Origin of the sequence: Furfurilactobacillus rossiae (assembly GCF_013394005.1) — a bacterium.
Classification (GTDB): Bacteria; Bacillota; Bacilli; order Lactobacillales; family Lactobacillaceae; genus Furfurilactobacillus; species Furfurilactobacillus rossiae.
Genome location: NZ_CP040586.1, coordinates 1,746,936 through 1,763,792 on the forward strand (window position 1 = coordinate 1,746,936; position 16,857 = coordinate 1,763,792).

General features: G+C 42.5%; 18 protein-coding genes. 7 read left to right on the forward strand and 11 right to left on the reverse strand.

The features are described from left to right. Positions 1-177: 177 nt before the first annotated feature. On the forward strand, positions 178-747 hold the full coding sequence (locus LROSL1_RS08385) for a cob(I)yrinic acid a,c-diamide adenosyltransferase (RefSeq protein ID WP_017262877.1): 570 nt from the start codon (positions 178-180) through the stop codon (positions 745-747). A 5-nt stretch (positions 748-752) separates the two neighbouring features. After that, complete coding sequence (locus tag LROSL1_RS08390) at positions 753-1,358, forward strand: histidine phosphatase family protein (RefSeq protein WP_178914338.1); 606 nt, start codon at positions 753-755, stop codon at positions 1,356-1,358. A gap of 39 nt (positions 1,359-1,397) precedes the next feature. Here the strand turns inward: LROSL1_RS08390 and LROSL1_RS08395 are convergent, their stop codons facing one another. From LROSL1_RS08395 to rbsD, 6 genes are all read right to left on the reverse strand, one after another. Continuing rightward, positions 1,398-1,844 carry a flavodoxin gene (locus LROSL1_RS08395; RefSeq protein ID WP_017262875.1) on the reverse strand — a complete coding sequence of 149 codons (447 nt, stop codon included), beginning with the start codon at positions 1,842-1,844 and terminating at the stop codon, positions 1,398-1,400. A gap of 250 nt (positions 1,845-2,094) precedes the next feature. Further along, positions 2,095-2,550, reverse strand: coding sequence for a helix-turn-helix domain-containing protein (locus LROSL1_RS08400; protein WP_178914339.1), 456 nt, complete (start codon positions 2,548-2,550; stop codon positions 2,095-2,097). Between the two features lie 177 nt (positions 2,551-2,727). Continuing rightward, positions 2,728-2,979, reverse strand: a complete 252-nt coding sequence (locus LROSL1_RS13285; protein WP_404825800.1) for a GNAT family N-acetyltransferase — start codon at positions 2,977-2,979, stop codon at positions 2,728-2,730. A gap of 208 nt (positions 2,980-3,187) precedes the next feature. Continuing rightward, positions 3,188-4,108, reverse strand: coding sequence for a ribokinase (gene rbsK / locus LROSL1_RS08405; protein WP_026017234.1), 921 nt, complete (start codon positions 4,106-4,108; stop codon positions 3,188-3,190). 96 nt (positions 4,109-4,204) lie between these two features. Beyond that, positions 4,205-5,554, reverse strand: coding sequence for an L-fucose:H+ symporter permease (gene fucP, locus LROSL1_RS08410; RefSeq protein WP_178914947.1), 1,350 nt, complete (start codon positions 5,552-5,554; stop codon positions 4,205-4,207). Between the two features lie 46 nt (positions 5,555-5,600). Further along, on the reverse strand, positions 5,601-5,996 hold the full coding sequence (gene rbsD, locus LROSL1_RS08415; RefSeq protein WP_178914340.1) for a D-ribose pyranase: 396 nt from the start codon (positions 5,994-5,996) through the stop codon (positions 5,601-5,603). Positions 5,997-6,517: 521 nt separating this feature from the next. Between rbsD and LROSL1_RS08420 the strand changes: the two genes are divergently transcribed. After that, on the forward strand, positions 6,518-6,742 hold the full coding sequence (locus LROSL1_RS08420; RefSeq protein ID WP_178914341.1) for an antitoxin of toxin-antitoxin stability system: 225 nt from the start codon (positions 6,518-6,520) through the stop codon (positions 6,740-6,742). 628 nt (positions 6,743-7,370) lie between these two features. Here LROSL1_RS08420 and LROSL1_RS08430 read toward each other — a convergent pair. Next, entirely contained in the window at positions 7,371-9,215 is a 1,845-nt protein-coding gene (locus LROSL1_RS08430; protein ID WP_178914342.1) for an FAD-binding protein, read from the reverse strand. Positions 9,216-9,412: 197 nt separating this feature from the next. On the opposite strand from LROSL1_RS08430, the gene LROSL1_RS08435 reads away from it, so the two are divergent. Both LROSL1_RS08435 and LROSL1_RS08440 read left to right on the forward strand, forming a co-directional pair. Further along, complete coding sequence (locus tag LROSL1_RS08435; protein WP_178914343.1) at positions 9,413-10,327, forward strand: LysR family transcriptional regulator; 915 nt, start codon at positions 9,413-9,415, stop codon at positions 10,325-10,327. Positions 10,328-10,337: 10 nt separating this feature from the next. Beyond that, positions 10,338-10,538, forward strand: a complete 201-nt coding sequence (locus tag LROSL1_RS08440) for a helix-turn-helix transcriptional regulator (protein ID WP_225440515.1) — start codon at positions 10,338-10,340, stop codon at positions 10,536-10,538. An 80-nt stretch (positions 10,539-10,618) separates the two neighbouring features. Here the strand turns inward: LROSL1_RS08440 and rbsR are convergent, their stop codons facing one another. Continuing rightward, positions 10,619-11,626, reverse strand: coding sequence for a ribose utilization transcriptional repressor RbsR (rbsR, locus tag LROSL1_RS08445; RefSeq protein ID WP_178914344.1), 1,008 nt, complete (start codon positions 11,624-11,626; stop codon positions 10,619-10,621). A 257-nt stretch (positions 11,627-11,883) separates the two neighbouring features. Here rbsR and LROSL1_RS08450 point away from each other — a divergent pair, with 257 nt between their 5' ends. Continuing rightward, positions 11,884-12,324: an ArsC/Spx/MgsR family protein gene (locus LROSL1_RS08450; RefSeq protein ID WP_178914345.1), complete on the forward strand. Its 441-nt coding sequence runs from the start codon at positions 11,884-11,886 to the stop codon at positions 12,322-12,324. A gap of 182 nt (positions 12,325-12,506) precedes the next feature. Here LROSL1_RS08450 and LROSL1_RS08455 read toward each other — a convergent pair whose 3' ends face one another. Both LROSL1_RS08455 and LROSL1_RS08460 read right to left on the reverse strand, forming a co-directional pair. After that, entirely contained in the window at positions 12,507-13,310 is an 804-nt protein-coding gene (locus LROSL1_RS08455; RefSeq protein WP_178914346.1) for an alpha/beta fold hydrolase, read from the reverse strand. A 41-nt stretch (positions 13,311-13,351) separates the two neighbouring features. Continuing rightward, positions 13,352-14,092: a type I pantothenate kinase gene (locus LROSL1_RS08460; RefSeq protein WP_178914347.1), complete on the reverse strand. Its 741-nt coding sequence runs from the start codon at positions 14,090-14,092 to the stop codon at positions 13,352-13,354. A 74-nt stretch (positions 14,093-14,166) separates the two neighbouring features. Between LROSL1_RS08460 and LROSL1_RS08465 the strand changes: the two genes are divergently transcribed. Then, positions 14,167-15,081 carry a LysR family transcriptional regulator gene (locus tag LROSL1_RS08465; protein WP_178914348.1) on the forward strand — a complete coding sequence of 305 codons (915 nt, stop codon included), beginning with the start codon at positions 14,167-14,169 and terminating at the stop codon, positions 15,079-15,081. Between the two features lie 72 nt (positions 15,082-15,153). On the opposite strand, the gene LROSL1_RS08470 is transcribed toward LROSL1_RS08465, so the two are convergent. Then, positions 15,154-16,749 (reverse strand): acyl CoA:acetate/3-ketoacid CoA transferase, encoded by a 1,596-nt coding sequence (locus LROSL1_RS08470; protein ID WP_178914349.1) that lies wholly within the window; start codon positions 16,747-16,749, stop codon positions 15,154-15,156. Positions 16,750-16,857: the final 108 nt, after the last annotated feature.

Below are 16,857 nucleotides of genomic sequence, written 5' to 3' on the forward strand. Positions count from 1 at the left end.
TCATGCCTGACAACGATAAGAATTAGTGGTGATTGTGGATATTTTGTTATCAAACTTGAGACTGTGATTTTATTGCAGACTTTATTTCGAAATCACTATTTACTGTTCAATCGTTGTACATTGTGCTTAGATACTTGTTTTTGTCTTTCAAATTCGAAGAAAGTGAAGTGAGTAACAATGAAAATCTACACAAAAACGGGTGACCATGGTCAGACACGTATTATTGGGAAACAAATCGTTAATAAAGATGATGCTCGAGTAAATGCATACGGCACTGTTGACGAGCTAAACTCTTGGGTGGGCTATATTATTTCAACCCTGTCATCAAAAACAACCGTCCTGACTGAAGAGTTGACTGAAATTCAACAACTTCTTTTTGATGCAGGTACTGATTTAGCAACACCTAAAGATGACGAACGCCACCATTTTATTTTTGAACATGAAGGTAAAGCAACTGCCTTTCTTGAGCAGAAAATCGACTCTTATACTGAAAAAGTTCCAGCAGTAAAAAAATTTATTTTGCCCGGAGGTTCTCAAACTGCAGCACAGCTTCATGTCGCTCGCACAGTTACACGACGTGCTGAACGTTTAATTGTGTCACTCCAGTCACAAAATCCGATTAATCAGGATGTGTTAGTCTTCATTAATCGCCTGTCAGATTATTTCTTTGCTGCCGCACGATATGCTAATATGCTGGATGGTCAAACAGATGTTTTATACCGGAACAGCAAACCTGTCTTTAAATAAAAGCTATGACGACACTTTACTTAATTAGACATGGAGAAACTGACGCTAATAAACAATTGATTTTACAAGGCAACGTTGAAACTAACTTAACTGAATTAAACGATTACGGCAGAAAATTAACGACGTCGGCCGCAGCCAGGTTTTCAACATTAAGTTTTGCTCAGTGTCTCGTTAGCCCTTTGAAACGTGCTCAGGAGACTGCCCATCTTTTGTTTGACCATAGCGATTGCCCCATTAAAGTCGATAATCGTTTAGCCGAAATTAATTATGGTATTTGGAATGGTCAGTCAATTCCTGAGTTAATGAAGAAATACCCACAATATTGGCGGAGGACGACCAGTGACGTTTGCGGCCACTATGAACAAGTTTCAAATGGAGAATCCATCGATAATGTAGATCAACGTGTGTCAGCGTTTCTCAACTCACTGCACGATATTTATGGTAATCAGTACATTGCAATCGTGACGCACGGTTATATTATTCAAACCATTTTGAGAGTGCTCCAATACCCACACATTCAAACCATTAAAAATCTTCAAACGATAGAGGTTCAACTTAATTCACAGTTTTTACTCAGCTCAAAAAACACAGTTACCACATTAGAAATTTGATGTGGTAACTGTGTTTTATCTTGGAATGCAACATCTCATTTATCGGCCAGCCATAGCCACAAGCTCTTTTGCAAATACTTGCAGATTTTCGACATCTTCTTCGTACGGCTCTAAATCAATCTTGATACTCTTGGTTCCTTGAGTGGCACCTGATTTAACAAATGCCTTTTCAAACTCATCAACAGCTTTATTGAAATCATCACCATAGAAAACATCGCCTGAGCCTGCCACTCCGAACACTTTGCCCTTCAGATCAGCCTCTTGAAGCTCGTCAAAGAAATCCATCCCTTCCTCTGGCAACGCACCCTCATCATATGTATAAGCACAGACAACGCAAATATCAACATCTTTAAAAGCTGCCACGTCCGTTTGAGAAATTTCTGTTTCAACAACATCGACTTTGAGCCTGCGCAAAGCATCCACAACGATATTTGCAACCTCTTCATTGTTGCCAGTAATTGTCGCATACACCACTAAGGCTTTCATTTTGAATCCTCCAACTACTTATTTTTGTTCATCGTACTACATGGCTCTCCTTTAGTTTCAACTCTTATATTGATGAGACGTTAAAGTCACAGTTATTCATAATAAAATCATAGCCACAATATTAAAAAACTATTTTTTTAGAAACGATTGGTCGTATCAAAAAAGAAGTGAGTTCCAAAAAATTGAATAAAATTCAATCCATGGAGTTCACTCCTCTTCAAAGCCAATCATTAATCTTTATATTTCTAAATTAACTTATTTTGCGGGCACCAATTTCCATCTGCGCATCTAATGCAACTAATATTCCCGATAAGGTCCCAACGTCTGGAATTTGCTGAATGTTCTCGATCTTTGCAATTTGACTTTGACTGAGATTAACTTTCTGTCCCAGTTCTGCCTGGGTCCATCCTTTTGCCAAACGTTCGTGGAGAATTTTAAACGCTGCACAGACATTGATTGGCAAATCCAAGGCTTCTGCCACATTTTCACCATTTGCCGCTGCAACAATCATTTTAACGTCATCGTCAATCGTGTCTTTATGATCTAGATGCTTGGCAATCAGCGCTGCCTCCCTAATATCCATATGCTCATAGTAGAGATCATCGAGTTTTTTTGAAACACGAGTGTACTCTGCAGAACTAGGTAGTGATTTTTCAAATTCTTGCCGAAGTTCTTTTATTTCGTCTCGAACTTGGTTTTCGTTCATTTTCGTTTACCAACCCTTCTCTAAATACTTAGTAACATTTCTTTGACAAACCTCAGGCTGGAAAATCATCATTTGTTCAAACCAAATAGCACCAAGATGCAAATAAAACATTTGTACACCGTTTGTCTTGGTTCTCAAACTAACATAACCACCATTGTCAGGAATTTTAATTGCTTCTCACATCACAAGTGCTAGCAATATTGCGCCATAACGTTGTCTCCGATATAACTTTGCGACTTCAATCAAGGAAACCTTTGTAAATCCTTGTAAATGTGAAAATGAAATTAGCCCGACTAACTGTTTATCTACATATATTCCCATCACCTGATGGCTTTTCAACTTAAATTTCCAATCAAACCCAGACTCAAATCCAATCCCATTCAGGTTTCCCAATCTCTTGCTATCACGTATGAGCTTATATTCTTTCATTGACTATTATACCATATATTCTATTATAGAATATTATTCCGATTTGATATCTGTTCATATTTAGCGTTACTCATTACATACGCAAAAGAATTCACTTTTGATCGTACATATAAAAATCTTTGCCACCGACATATAAAAAAACATCACTCACAAAAGCAACAGCTTTCATGAATGATGTCATTTACCGAACTCAAAATCAGTAACTTATTTATTTATATTCTGCCTTAATCTCATCCAATGTTGGAATCGAAGGCTGTGCACCAAGACGTTGAACAGTGATCGATGAAGCATGGTTAGCAAACGTAATGGCTTCACGCATGTTACTGAAGTCTGGCTTCAATTGTGAACTTAAAGCGCCAAGGAATGTGTCCCCGGCAGCTGTTGTGTCAACGGCCTTCACTTTGAATGCGTCAACGAAGCCACTACCGTTTTGGTTCGCGTAAAAGGCACCACGAGCACCAACGGTAATGATCAGTTCCTTACAACCCATTTGGGCAAACTTAGCCGCATTCAACAGCATTGAAGCGGCATCAGTCACTTCGATGCCGGTGATGGTCGCGGATTCTGTTTCGTTTGGTGCAATCAAATCAGTGACCTTTAATAGATCAGCTGGGATCGTTGGGATCGCTGGTGCTGGGTTTAAGATGGTCGTTACGCCAACGGATTGCGCGTACTCGAATGCATACGTCGTCGTTTCAATTGGTGTCTCAAATTGAGAAATCAAAAAATCAGCATCTTTAATCACATCTTTGGCAGCATCAACATCGGCCTTGCTTAAGGACTGGTTAGAACCAGCGTAAACAAGAATCGAGTTTTGACCACTTTCTTGCAATAAAATAAAGGCTTGACCAGAACCGCGTTGTTCATCCGTCGTGACATGTTCAACACTAATGTTGTCTGACTTCAAAGCATCGCGCAATACTTCAGCGGCATCGTCAGCACCAACTTTACCGATGAATGATGTTTGTGCGCCAGCACGAGCAGCAGCAACGGCCTGGTTAGCACCCTTACCACCAGGTGCTGAACTTTTATCCGTCATTTCCATAGTTTCGCCGCCAAGTGGCAGACGTGGAATCCGTAAGATGGAATCCATGTTTAGACTTCCTAATACAACGACTTTGTTCGCCATAATTGTCCCCTTTAATATTCAATAATAAACCGTATAAATTGTTCCATGACTAATTTACCATAAAACACCTGAACAAGAGTAGTGTCTACGATGCTTTTAGTGTTCCGCAACCGTTTCTGGATGTGCAACTTCGTAACGATGTTCAAAGAAGAAGTACGTTGTTACGATGACGAAACAGATCACTGGCACGATGAATGAAAATTGCATTGTCGTCAAATCAGAAACGGCACCTTGCAACAACGGCATAACTGCACCACCGATGATGGCCATAACCAGAATGGCACCAGACGTTTCGGTGTACTTCTTTTCGGTAACTGTGTCCAATGTGTGAGCATAAATCGTTGGCCATTCCGGACCAAAGAAGAAGCTGGCTAAAATGGCAGTGTAAACGGCCGTCATGTTTGGAATCAAGAATGTTGCCAATAATGACAACGTTCCCAGGAATGAATAAATGGTCAAAACTTTCGTAATTGAGAAACGGTTCATCAACCAGTTGGCAACCACCTTACCAAAGAACCACATTGCGTAACTGAAAATCATGAACGTTGAGGCAGCTGAATCACTAATTGAATGGTTTAGATTTAAGGCCAAACGAATGGTGAATGACCAAACGGTTGTCTGCATACCAACGTAGAAGAATTGGGCCATAACCCCGCGTTGATAACGTTTGTTATGAGAAAGATACTTTAATGTTTCACGTAATGTTACCTTTTCAGCCTTTGTATCAGCAGCTGTTGCTTCTTCAGCGCCTTCTGCAGTGGCCTTAGCGGCTGGCATTTTTGTAAAGGCAATAATCACAAAGATAATCAGCAGCACACCGAGAATGTACTTGTAAGGTTGCAACGTTAACTGCAACATTTTTTCGCCATAAGCCTGACGAGCAGCCGGCGCCATGTGAGACATCTTTTCAGATAAGTTCCCACCGTTACCAAAGATCAGGTATTTTCCTAGCACGATACCCAGCATATCACCAAGCGGCACTAAAGTTTGTGAAAAGTTTAACCGAGCGTTAGCCGTCTTTTTCGGTCCCAGCATGGACGAGTATGTGTCACATGCTGTTTCCAGAAAACTCAACCCAATGGCAATCGCAAAAATAGCAACTAGGAACATGCTGTATGTTGCCATTCGTGATGCCGGGAAGAATAAGCTACATCCGACAATGTAAGCAAACAACCCAATCATAATGGCAAACTTGTATGAACTCTTTTTAATAACCAGCGATGCCGGAATGGCAATTAAGAAATAACCACCGTAAAACGCACTTTGAACAAAGGCTGTTGCCAAGTCGTTCAGTTGGAAAACGGTTTTAAATTGTGTGATCAAGATGTCATTTAAACTAGCTGCGGCACCCCACAATGGGAAAATCATTGATACTAATAAGAAGGTAAACATTGGTGTACGGGATAAATACCCGTCTGATAATTGCTTAACCGAAGTTTGTTGCATGTTCGTCTCTTCCATTTCTATGCTCCTATAAAATGATGGCTGACAGTTAGAATGTCACGCCACTCTCCAAAATGATGTTTGAGTACGCCGTCATTTCGCCAGTGCGAACAAAGGCGTGTGTCTTACTGAGGTCTTTTTTCAATTCGCTGTGCGGTACAAACGTAATTGGTGTGTCAGGTAACAATTGCTTAATGGCTGTCAATTGTTCAGGGTTAACCGTCTTGATCTCTTCTGCCAAATAAATGTGTTGTACTTCTAATTCAGATAAAACATTCTTTAGAACGTCGATAAAACTTGGCAACTGCTTCGTTACTGCTAGGTCAATTTTTTCAGTACCTGCTGGAACAGGCATGCCCGCATCCCCGATTGATAACCAATCCATGTGACCCATATTGGAAATCACACGCGATAGATCTGAGTTAATTACTGTTGTCTTCTTCATTTTGTTGCTCCCTTCGGTTTGAATAACGTTTGTATTGGTAAAACGTTTTACTTAAATAATTTTAAGTGAGCCTTGAAAGCTCACCGTTTTTTAGTAAAACGTTTTATTGAAAATCAATGTGAAAAATATATCATAGTTTGGAAAGGCTTTCAAGGGTTTTCTTGAATTAATTTTACTAGTCTGTGTTCACTTCCTGCATCACAATTGTTACCGCTCAAACGTTAACTTGATTGTGTAGCACGTTGCGTCGACTCAAAACGACGTTTCAGTGGGACCGGTCTCAGCCTGCTACGCAGTCTTCAACCTCGCCTTCGAGCCTTAAAGCCCAAAGTCTCGAAGCTCGTCCTGCATGACTAAGTGACCAAAAACCGCTCACTAAGTCATGCTGCCACGAAACTTTGTTTTGCGTCAACTCCACTTTTCTACAAACCAACGCAAATATTATTATTTGGAACTAGATTATGCTAAATTTATGGTGGTAATGGTTGATACCTCAAGCATACACGAGAAAGGTCAAATTAATGAGAACAGTTAAGATTCAAACCATCGACTCACACAACTTTTTGCCCTTGCCATTCGATATTCATCCGAAAAATGATACCTTTGACGTTCTACAAGGACGTGACGGTGCCGTTATTTACTTACCGGAAGGACACAATCCCTTCACTGATAAAGAATACGTGACCGCACATAGCGGTAGTGAACTTGATGAAGGATTCAATATCAGTCCAGACGAATTTGTCTGATTTTTCATTCCACTACTTCGTTTTCAACTGAGTACTAGTAACTTTGATTTAGGTCAAAAAAGGACACTAAGTTCCGTTTTAAAATGAACATTTAAGTACAAAAATTGACCCACTAGAAATCGATCATATTTCTAGTGAGTCAATTTTAATATACGTTTTATTTTGTTCTACCAAAAACCAATTACTTTAGTCCAAAGTAAACCACCGCCAAGCCAAATGACGTTGAACATAACCCCAAAAATGGCACTCAGTTTCCACCAATCTTTAGATGTTACATAGCCAGTGGTTGAAAGCATTGCCGCTGGACCAGCGAAAGGGAAGAGACATTTTGCAACAATTTAGGAATTGATCCAAAAAATATTTTGACACATACGTCATCGTAATACTGCGGTCAAAGCAAAAGTGCCCTTTACAATGATCTGTCAAAAAAACTCATGGCATGATTTCACGCCATGAGTTTTTTTGCATTAGTAAAGATTAAAAGCAAAATGGTTAATTAGAACCCTATTCCAAAAATTAGACAGTAATGCTTGTTTTATTTAAACCTAATTATTAGGCTGCATCACTCCATATCGGTCATACTTATTCGTTTAAAATGAGTTTAGATCACGTTTACTGCGGAAAAAAATTACTTAACCTTACTCAACGCATCCTTAACCGCCGTCTTAACCGCCCGGCTGGATGACGAAGCACCGGAAACGGCATCAACGTCAGCCGTGTTTTGCGCGACGATTTCACGAGGAATCTCCTCCACCGCTTTACGACCAACGTCTTCGCTTTCACTTTCCTGCAACACTTCGACATTTTTAATGTGTTGATCCGCATAAGTTACCCGAACCACGATTTGACCACCAATACCGTTGTTAGCACTACCTAGATATTGGTTATTGCCAACCGTGTAGTTGGTAGCATTATCCACCAAATCGTTGCCACCAAGGTCAATCTCAGAATCTTCATGAATGGAAGCAGACGTGTCCGCATCTGTAGCTGTTTGGTCAGAATCGCTAACCTTATCCTGCTTTGGGGTAGCGGCGTTTTCACCGGCGATCTTACCGAAAATTAAACATTCAGCCAGATTACCACCACCGTTATACTGGTTGGCATTAATGCCCCCAAACTCACCAGCAGAATATAGATGGGGAATTGGTTCGCCGGCAGCGTTTAGCACTTCAGCCTTCGCATTTCGTTTGGCACCACCCTGGGTATTAAGCATCGCAGTGGCTAATTCCACAGCATAGTATGGCCCATCATCTAATGACCGCATACTATCGCCTTCCCGGCCCAGTTGGTCATCTTGACCAGCCTCAGCAAAGTGATTAAAGGAAGCCACCGTTTGTGACAATACTTTAGGATCAGCCTGAATCTTCTCAGCAAGTTCTTCAATCGAGTTCGCTTTAACAACCAGCTTAAAGAAGTCAGGATATGGTAACTTACCTTGCCCTTTAATCGTGTCGTACTGGGCTTGGTCAAAAATTAGATGAGGATGCGCGTAAACCGTTGGGTTATGCCATTGACCATGTTCGTAAGCATGACCATGACGTCCATTTTCATCCTCACGTACATAACGGCTACCATCATCCGCAGCAATAAAAATACTGCCATGCGATAGTTCGGGCCAGGCGCCAAGAATAAATTTGCCCCGTTCTTCAGTCGGATTTTCAAACGTAAAGCCAGTGTCAAAACCGTATCCTTCATAACTGTGCATATGCCAGAAACTAGCGCCAACTTCTTGTGCCATCCGAATTCCATCACCCTTGTTGTACAAGGTCCCAATCACCTTCAACTTAGGTACACCGATAAAGTTTTGAATATCGTCATTATTATTTTCAAATCCACCCATCGTCATGACCACACCATTACGGGCCGCAATGTTAACCTCATGACCATTGCGCTTAACTGTAACACCCGTAATCATCTTTGATTCGGGATCTTGAATCAAACGCATTGCCGGGCTCTCCAACCAAACGTCAATCTGGTCAGTCCGATCCGTCACATGCTTGCGCAAATTCTTCCACAGCGTGGCATCAAAGAAACCGTCATGTACGGTTGTCAAATCGATCGCGTCGGCCCCATCGAATTCTGGATATTCTGGCGAAAGGCCATGTGCAAAGTCCTGCCAACCTGGATCACGATGCGTTTTGTTGTAACTAACCGGTTCATCGACATCGAGATAATCATGCATATACGCTGGAATTTGATTAATTCCGTCAACATACGTATCCAACATTTCATCTTCTATTTTAATACCGTTAAACATCCGCTTGAAATAACGCTTGGTCTTAGCACGATCATGCCCAGTTAGAACAACTTGACCAGCGTAACGTGTATTACCACCTTCGTGCCCTAATGGCGCTGCGTCTACTAATAAGACCTTTGCCCCATTGTCGGCAGCAAACCGACTTGCAGTTGCGCCAGCTGCGCCAAAACCAATGACAACGACATCATATGTTCGTGCCCAATTTATTTTTGCCATCATATTTCCTCCATATTTGATAACGTACTCGAATCAGTGAATTTGCTTGTTGAATAATGAGCAATCCATTCTAAATTCATTCAACTGACTGCTTTATATCGCACACCATCATTGTTGCTGGTTTTGTCCCAATTGTGAAATATCTTTTTAAGTGAGATGATATGCCTAAAATGGCATAAAGATTGGAGGCTCTTTTAATGACGACAATGAATCAAAATCAACAATTACTGCGCATTCTCAGTTCGCTACAAACGACTGGTAGCATTTCTGATACCGCAAACGAAATGTATCTTACGCAACCAAACGTTAGCAAACAACTCAAACGGTTCGAAACTGAGCTGGGTGTCCGTTTGGTCGATCGAAGTACCCATCCCCTGTCATTAACAGCTGCCGGTAATTACTATCTCAATCAAATGAGTGTGTTAATGAGCCAGGTTGATCGTGTCGTTACCACCACACAGGCGTTTAAAACGGCGAAACATGCAACGCTTCGTTTAGGAGTTACCCAGTCACTCGGTTCAATATTGTTGCCAAACTTATTGCCAGCATTTCACCGTCGTCATCCTGAAGTCACCCTTGAATTGCATGAACTGGCCCCAGCACAAGGTGAACAGGCATTGACCAGTAATCAATTGGATATTTACTTTGGTGTTGCACCGACGCCACAACCCGAAATCACACACATTCCACTATATTCGGAGGGCTGCACACTGATAATGCCTAAAAATGCGTTGGCAAACGTTAACAGTCAAGATGTGAACAACAATTTAGAGGCCATCCTATTCAATTTTGCGCGCCAAGAAATGATTGTCGAACGCGGTGATTCTGGTTTCCAACGAATTATTTCAGGCTATCTGGCCGCTCATAACATTCATCCATGGCGCACGTTTGTCACGGCAAACTTGATTACCGCAGAACGCTTGGCTGCCAAAGGCATGGGGGCTGCCATTGTACCAAACTCACTTGTTGAAACTGGTAAATTATCAGCCGATGTAACAGCCATTCATTTGCCCAGCGATGAATTGAGTCTAAGCGTTGTCGCACAAATTAATAAGCAGGCGGCCGCAAATGCTGTGATTACTGACTTTCTGCAAATGGATTTTAACCTTTGATCACAATACTATGACAGGCAACGCCGCCGTTGCTTTATATGAGTTTCGCCATGAACTCGGTTACACACAAGCTGTGCTGGCAAAAAAGGCCGGTCTGGCGAAATCGACGATTGTTCGCATTGAGACCGGCATTATGAATCCACGACTGGAAACCTTGCAACAAATCGCTGACAGTGTTGGCGCGCATGTTGAATTAAAATTTGTACGGTAAATAAAATAAACATGAATTCAAAAAGGATTGAAATGGTTGCACACTGCTGTCGACCATTTCAATCCCTTTTATTATCTCGTTTATATTTTACGCACAGAATCACGTTTGATTAACGAAACGTCAACCACTTTCAACTGTGGCGCATGTTCTGGTTCTCGCAAACGGTTCATAATCATCTGACTAGCCCATGTCCCCATGTCATAGACGGGCTGATGAATCGTTGTTAAGCGCGGCACCATATAGTCATCCAGATCAATGTCATCGTAGCCCACAACTGATAAGTCCGCTGGCACGTGCTTTCCCAACGCATTAATGCCTCTCAACAGTCCCAATGCCATTTCATCGTTAACGCAGAACACTGCTGTTGCACCAGAATCAATCACTTTTTGGGCAATGGCCCAACCACCGGCCTTTGACAATTCCGTTGAGAAGACAAGCTCGTCATCAAAGACAATGCCGTGACGAACCAATGCACTGCGGTAACCGGCTAGTCGCAAACGCACATTTTGTGACGGTCGGTCTGGTAAAACCACAGCGATTTTTTGATGACCTGCCTCGATAAGATGGGAAGTGGCCAACTCACCGCCACGTTCATCATCGACAATGATCCGGTCCCCTTCGTTAATGGGATCGTTTTGGTCAAACAATAAGTACGGCACGTTATTGCGTTTGAGTAAACCATTGATTTCGTCATTACCGACAGCTGAACTGGCGATGATCATCGCGTCCACACCACGTTCAACCAGCGTGCGCAAATAATAATGCTCCAACGCCTCGTCACGTTCTGCACTTAGAATCATTGGCACGCATTCATGTTCGTACATCGCATCCTGAATGCCACGCAAGAACATGGCAAAGAATGGATTTACTAAGTTGGGCACGATAATTCCAACAGTCTTCATTGAATGGCTGATTAGATTACGGGCATTAAAGTTAGGAACGTATCCTAACTGATCCCTAATTTTCATCACTTTTTCTTGTGTTGCGGCAGGAAATCTTTCGCCCTTCCCGTTGAGAATTTGGGAAACCGTCGTAATCGACAGTCCAGCAGTCTTTGCGACGTCTTTAATCGTTACCCGCTTTGCCATTTTTACTTTTCAACCCCCATAAGTTCGGTTAAATCATAATTTTTTATATTACGAATATCATAGCATATTCACTCTCCATAAAGTGCGCTGATCCGCGTGAGACTGCATTTTGTTCACCACTACATTGACAATGAATCGACTCGTTTTCACGTTTGTTCGGCGAATTTACAACTTAACATAAATATTGTTATTCAAAAAAATAACTATTTATACTCATCCTAGAAACATTAATTGCACTATAAATGGAGATGAATAACATGATTAAAATTTATACGATTCCGTCAAACTTACCCTCTCGTCAGGCAGTCCGTTGGTTAACCCAACATGATGTTGCTTTCACTGAGCAACGTGTTCATGTAGATCAACCAGAATTGACGATTGACGAATTGAAACAATTTTTAATGGCCTCCGAAAATGGCGTTGATGATTTGCTTTCCTTCCAGTCACTCGCTTATGCTGCGTTTATCAAAAATCATGATCCTGAAGCAATGTCTTTACAAGCATTGTTAACAGCCATGATTGCGAATATCCGTCTTTTACATTTTCCAATTATCTATGACGACCACCTTCACATCTTGCAAACGGGGTTCTCGCAGGACGATATCCGCGTGTTTCTACCGCGGAGTGTTCGCATTCAAGAGTTGAGTACCATGTTGTTACGTGAATCCCAAGCAGAAACAAGCAGTAATTTTGAATAAAGAATACCCTCTGATGATAAACTAACGGTCGGAAAATCCGAGTGATTAGCAATTCAGAGGGTGTTTTTAGGTTTTGTCTCAAAAACGATTCAAACCATGATAAAATAATGATAATCATTCAATAAAGCGTTTTCAATAAAACGTTATGCATGCACATTGTACATTGTACATTCGTGAAACGTTTATGATGCTGAGAATGGTACAACTGTCTTTAAAAAGGCCAGCATGCGTTCATTAAATCGCTCTTGTTGTTCGGCCATCACAATGTGACCAGCTTCCGGCACGATAAACGATGTGCCATTTGGTGTCATGTCTGCTGCTGCCACCGCATGTTTGGGCGACCAAAATGGACTGTGAGCACCGGCAACAAACAACACGGGAATGTTCAACTGTCGCAAAACATCGCGCCAATCTTGAAACGCACGATCCCACAACAATGGTTGGTTCAGTTGTTCATCAAAGCGATGACCAACTTGGGCTTTCTTGACTGCCTGATAAGTCTCATCATTAATCCGTTTGTAAGTGGTGTGCACTTGTAACATTTTGGCAGTTGCTTCTGGAAAATTTTCCCAGTTAAGATCAAGCATGCCATATGGCCAACCATGATCACTAATCATTCTGGGTGATTGATCGACACAAATCATGCGGCGCAATCGGTGATCACCATAAAGGGAACAATACGCCCAGGCCACGGCAGCACCCATTGAATTGCCCATCAGATCAACATGGTCAAGATGCAGATAATCCAGTAATTCTGCCAAATCTTTGCCCTGTCGACTCATCCGTAATCCCTTGGCGGTGGATTCTGATTGACCATGATTACGACGGTCCAAATTAATTACCCGAAAGTGCGCTTGAACCAGTGCCGCGACCTGTGACCGCCAGATCTCTTTATTGCCTGCAAAACCCGTCATAATGACAATTGGTTGACCAGTACCAACATCATCATATTCGAGTCTAACGCCATCGCTGGTTATAAATTGCATGCTCGTTCCTCCTCTGTTGACTTCAATAACTCGATTAGCCACTAGTTGACCGCAAATAACGGCGATTCGGTGTTGAATTGAAGTGAGTGGCGAACCGTTAATTGGACGACTTCATGTTGCTCACCGAGGCTAACCACAATATCCGCCTGCCCTTGCAGCGGTTCAACATTATCTAAATAATTACGTAAATTAACGTTAATCCAAGTATCATGCGCTAATTTTTCAAACGCTGCCCCCTCAAGATGATAAATGGCTGGTAAATTTAGCCGAAGACAACGTGCCAAATACCATTGATAATTAATTGACTGAGGCACTTCTAAAAAAATACTCTGATCAAGCAAAGCACGAAAAATCGGTTGCAGAACCATCAAGCCTTCAAGAATAATAATATTGGGATGATCGATCAGTAGGTGCCGGTGAACATTAATATCGTCAATACTGTGATCATATACCGGAATGGCAATCTCCAGATCATTCGTGGCGAGCGCCGTACAAAAGGCCTGCATTTGCTGGCTGTCATAGGTCTCCGGAAAACCTTTTCGATCAAACAGGTTAGCTTGCCGCAATCGTTGATTAGGCATCAAAAAATTATCGGTGGACACCAAATATGTTCCACAACTCGGCCATTGCGACTGACAAAATTCCTGTAGCCGTTTGGCAAACGTGGTCTTACCGGACGCAACATTGCCTGTTACACCAATAACAACTGGCCGTTGCTCAGTTAACCGTTTGTCGATTGTCATTTTAAGTTGATGTAGCAGTTGCTCTCCTTGACCTGTCATCTCATTTTCCTCCAAATTAAGCTTGAACGACATTCCTCGTTTGTTGTGTTAAATCGTCAAGAAAGGATTTTTTTATGGATATTCATCAAATTCAGTACCTGATTACCATTGTTGACAACGGTTTTAACCTCACCAAAAGTGCGCACATTTTAAACGTGTCTCAACCGGCACTCAGTAAATTTATCGGTGAACTGGAAGATACTGAGCAGATCCAGGTTTTTATCCGCAATAAGGGCCGCATCACAGGGTTGACGCCAGTTGGTGAGGATTTAATCAAACATGGTCGCCAGGTCGCCCGTGAATATGATGACATGATGGTTAGCTTGCGTGATCATGCAACGGTCAAACGTGGTACAGTTCGCATCGGTATCGCACCGGTTATTATTTCGACGGTGTTCAATCGGGCCATTCCTAAATTCATTCAAGACAATCCGGATATTGACCTTAAAATCGTGGAAAAAGGTGCCTACGAACTACAGAAGATGTTGCTCTTGCAGGAAATCGATCTTGCCGTACTCGTTTCCCCAGCGACCTTTCCTTCTATAAAGGAGCACATCATTTACCGTAATAACGTCGCTGTCTGGTTTAATCGAAACCATCGATTTCATAAAATGGATGGTGCCATTCCACTGAAAGAGATTGGCAAGGAACGCATCGTCACCCTGGACGACAGCTTTATGGTGACCTTCCAGACTAAAAACCGCTTCGCACAACAAAATATTCAACCAAACATTTTCTTCCAAACGACTTCGTGGGACCTTGTTTTAAACATGTGTCAGGAAATGAATGTGGTGGGCATTATCGCCGCACCCATCGGTAATAACTACGCTGGCACTAATATTGAACACCGTGATTTTGATCCGGTTTTCCCGTGGAATATCAGTTTGTGTACCCTAGGCGATATCTATCACAATACGTTGGTCCAATATACACAAAAGTGGATCTGTGATTACTTCAAGTCGATCAATTCGACCGATCAAACACTCTAATACAGCAACGACCCGCTTCCTCATTTTAGGAAGCGGGTCGTTTTGTATCACGTGCCGGTTAGCAACGGATTACTAAGCCATCACGCCCACCTTTTCACCAGGTTGGTTATTAATGCCACCCATTAACGGTTCTGCAAAAATCCGCGCATCCATCAACCGCAAGTTGTCGCTAATTTTTGGCGTAAAGCCCATGTGATCAAGAACATCTTTTTGTAGATCCACGCCAGGCGCAATTTCAATCAATTCGATGCCACCATCAACCAGTTGGAAGACCGCCCGTTCCGTAACGTAATAAACATTTTGTTTATTCTCATGAGCCACCGGACCAGAGAACGTAATCTGTTCAACATCCGCTACCAGTTTGTCGCGTTTACCTTCCTGGATAATGTTTAATTTGCCATTCTTAACTTCTTCTTTTAGGCCACTGGCCGTAAAGGTGCCTGTATAAACAACTGTTGGCGTGTTTTGCGTAATGTTGACAAAGCCACCAGTGCCGGCAATCTTGGGACCAAACTTCGACACATTGATATTGCCCTTGTGGTCTAATTCTGCTAAGCCAAGGAATGTAATGTCAATTCCACCGCCATCGTAGAAATCGAACATGTAAGGCTGATCGATCGTTGCCTCCGGTCCAATGGCACAGCCAAAGTCGCCGCCACCCATCGGCACACCACCAAATGTACCTGGTTCAACCGTCGTCGTGATGTTTTCAGCGGCACCCTCTTCTTTCAAAATAAGTGAAACGGTCTCTGGGTACTTGCCGATGCCGTAGTTAACAATCTCGTCGCTATCATTCTTGAACATCGCTGCTCGACGCGCGATAACCTTCTTAGCATCAAGTGGCACATTAATCGCCCCAGCTGGTTTAATGACGTTTTGATCAACATAGTCCGGATTGAACTGTGTCGTATTGCTCTGCATGGTCATCTTTTCATCAGCCGTTTCAACCACGTAATCAACAAGCAGACCCGGAATCCGGATATCTTTTGGCTTCATGGATCCCGCCTTAAGCACCCGTTTGACCTGAACAAACACTTTCCCACCATTATTATGGGCGGCCATGGCAATCGAAGTTGATTCCAATGTCAGAGGTTCGTCATCAAACGTAATGTTGCCATCCTCGTCGGCAAACGTTCCCCGCAAAATTGCGACGTTTGGCTTTGGCACTTCATACGCTAAGTAATCTTGACCATGCACCTGAATCTTTGAAACGAGATCATGAGCCTTGGCAGCATCGTTTAATTTGCCACCTTCGACATCGGGATCGACAAATGTGCCCAGCCCGACGCGACTGATTTGAATTGGCTTATGAGCGGCCGAATCACGGAAAATCTGTGAAAGCACACCTTGCGGAAAGTTATAGGCTTCAAAATCATTTTCTGCCACTAGTGGCTCCAGCTTCGGGGCAAGTCCCCAATGACCGCCAACGATCCGTCGTAGCAATCCTTTTGCTGCTAAATTATTCGTTCCTTTAGCATCGCCATCACCGATCCCTGAAGCATGCCAGATTTCCAATTGACGTGGGTGCCCTTCATCGTCAAACCGTTTGCGAATCGCACGCAGCATCTCTTCAGCAACATCGGCTCCCAAGAACCCTTCCAAGGCGATTGTCGCGTCATCGGGGATGAGCTTTGCGGCCTCGTCGCTGTTAATAAATTGAACTGTCATCTTAAACATCTCCATTTAATTATTCATTCATCGCAACTACTTGCTTGGGAGCGCAGACACTAAAGCCAGTTAAGTCAGTTGCTTTGTTCTGGGCGAATCTGACTAATC

Coding starts and splice junctions, on each gene's coding strand:
- LROSL1_RS08385 (WP_017262877.1), top strand. CDS start 178: ATGAAAATCTACACAAAAACGGGTGACCATGGTCAGACACGTATTATT.
- LROSL1_RS08390 (WP_178914338.1), top strand. CDS start 753: ATGACGACACTTTACTTAATTAGACATGGAGAAACTGACGCTAATAAA.
- LROSL1_RS08395 (WP_017262875.1), bottom strand. CDS start 1,844: ATGAAAGCCTTAGTGGTGTATGCGACAATTACTGGCAACAATGAAGAG.
- LROSL1_RS08400 (WP_178914339.1), bottom strand. CDS start 2,550: ATGAACGAAAACCAAGTTCGAGACGAAATAAAAGAACTTCGGCAAGAA.
- LROSL1_RS13285 (WP_404825800.1), bottom strand. CDS start 2,979: ATGAAAGAATATAAGCTCATACGTGATAGCAAGAGATTGGGAAACCTG.
- rbsK (WP_026017234.1), bottom strand. CDS start 4,108: ATGGCGAACAAAGTCGTTGTATTAGGAAGTCTAAACATGGATTCCATC.
- fucP (WP_178914947.1), bottom strand. CDS start 5,554: ATGCAACAAACTTCGGTTAAGCAATTATCAGACGGGTATTTATCCCGT.
- rbsD (WP_178914340.1), bottom strand. CDS start 5,996: ATGAAGAAGACAACAGTAATTAACTCAGATCTATCGCGTGTGATTTCC.
- LROSL1_RS08420 (WP_178914341.1), top strand. CDS start 6,518: ATGAGAACAGTTAAGATTCAAACCATCGACTCACACAACTTTTTGCCC.
- LROSL1_RS08430 (WP_178914342.1), bottom strand. CDS start 9,215: ATGGCAAAAATAAATTGGGCACGAACATATGATGTCGTTGTCATTGGT.
- LROSL1_RS08435 (WP_178914343.1), top strand. CDS start 9,413: ATGACGACAATGAATCAAAATCAACAATTACTGCGCATTCTCAGTTCG.
- LROSL1_RS08440 (WP_225440515.1), top strand. CDS start 10,338: ATGACAGGCAACGCCGCCGTTGCTTTATATGAGTTTCGCCATGAACTC.
- rbsR (WP_178914344.1), bottom strand. CDS start 11,626: ATGGCAAAGCGGGTAACGATTAAAGACGTCGCAAAGACTGCTGGACTG.
- LROSL1_RS08450 (WP_178914345.1), top strand. CDS start 11,884: ATGATTAAAATTTATACGATTCCGTCAAACTTACCCTCTCGTCAGGCA.
- LROSL1_RS08455 (WP_178914346.1), bottom strand. CDS start 13,310: ATGCAATTTATAACCAGCGATGGCGTTAGACTCGAATATGATGATGTT.
- LROSL1_RS08460 (WP_178914347.1), bottom strand. CDS start 14,092: ATGACAGGTCAAGGAGAGCAACTGCTACATCAACTTAAAATGACAATC.
- LROSL1_RS08465 (WP_178914348.1), top strand. CDS start 14,167: ATGGATATTCATCAAATTCAGTACCTGATTACCATTGTTGACAACGGT.
- LROSL1_RS08470 (WP_178914349.1), bottom strand. CDS start 16,749: ATGACAGTTCAATTTATTAACAGCGACGAGGCCGCAAAGCTCATCCCC.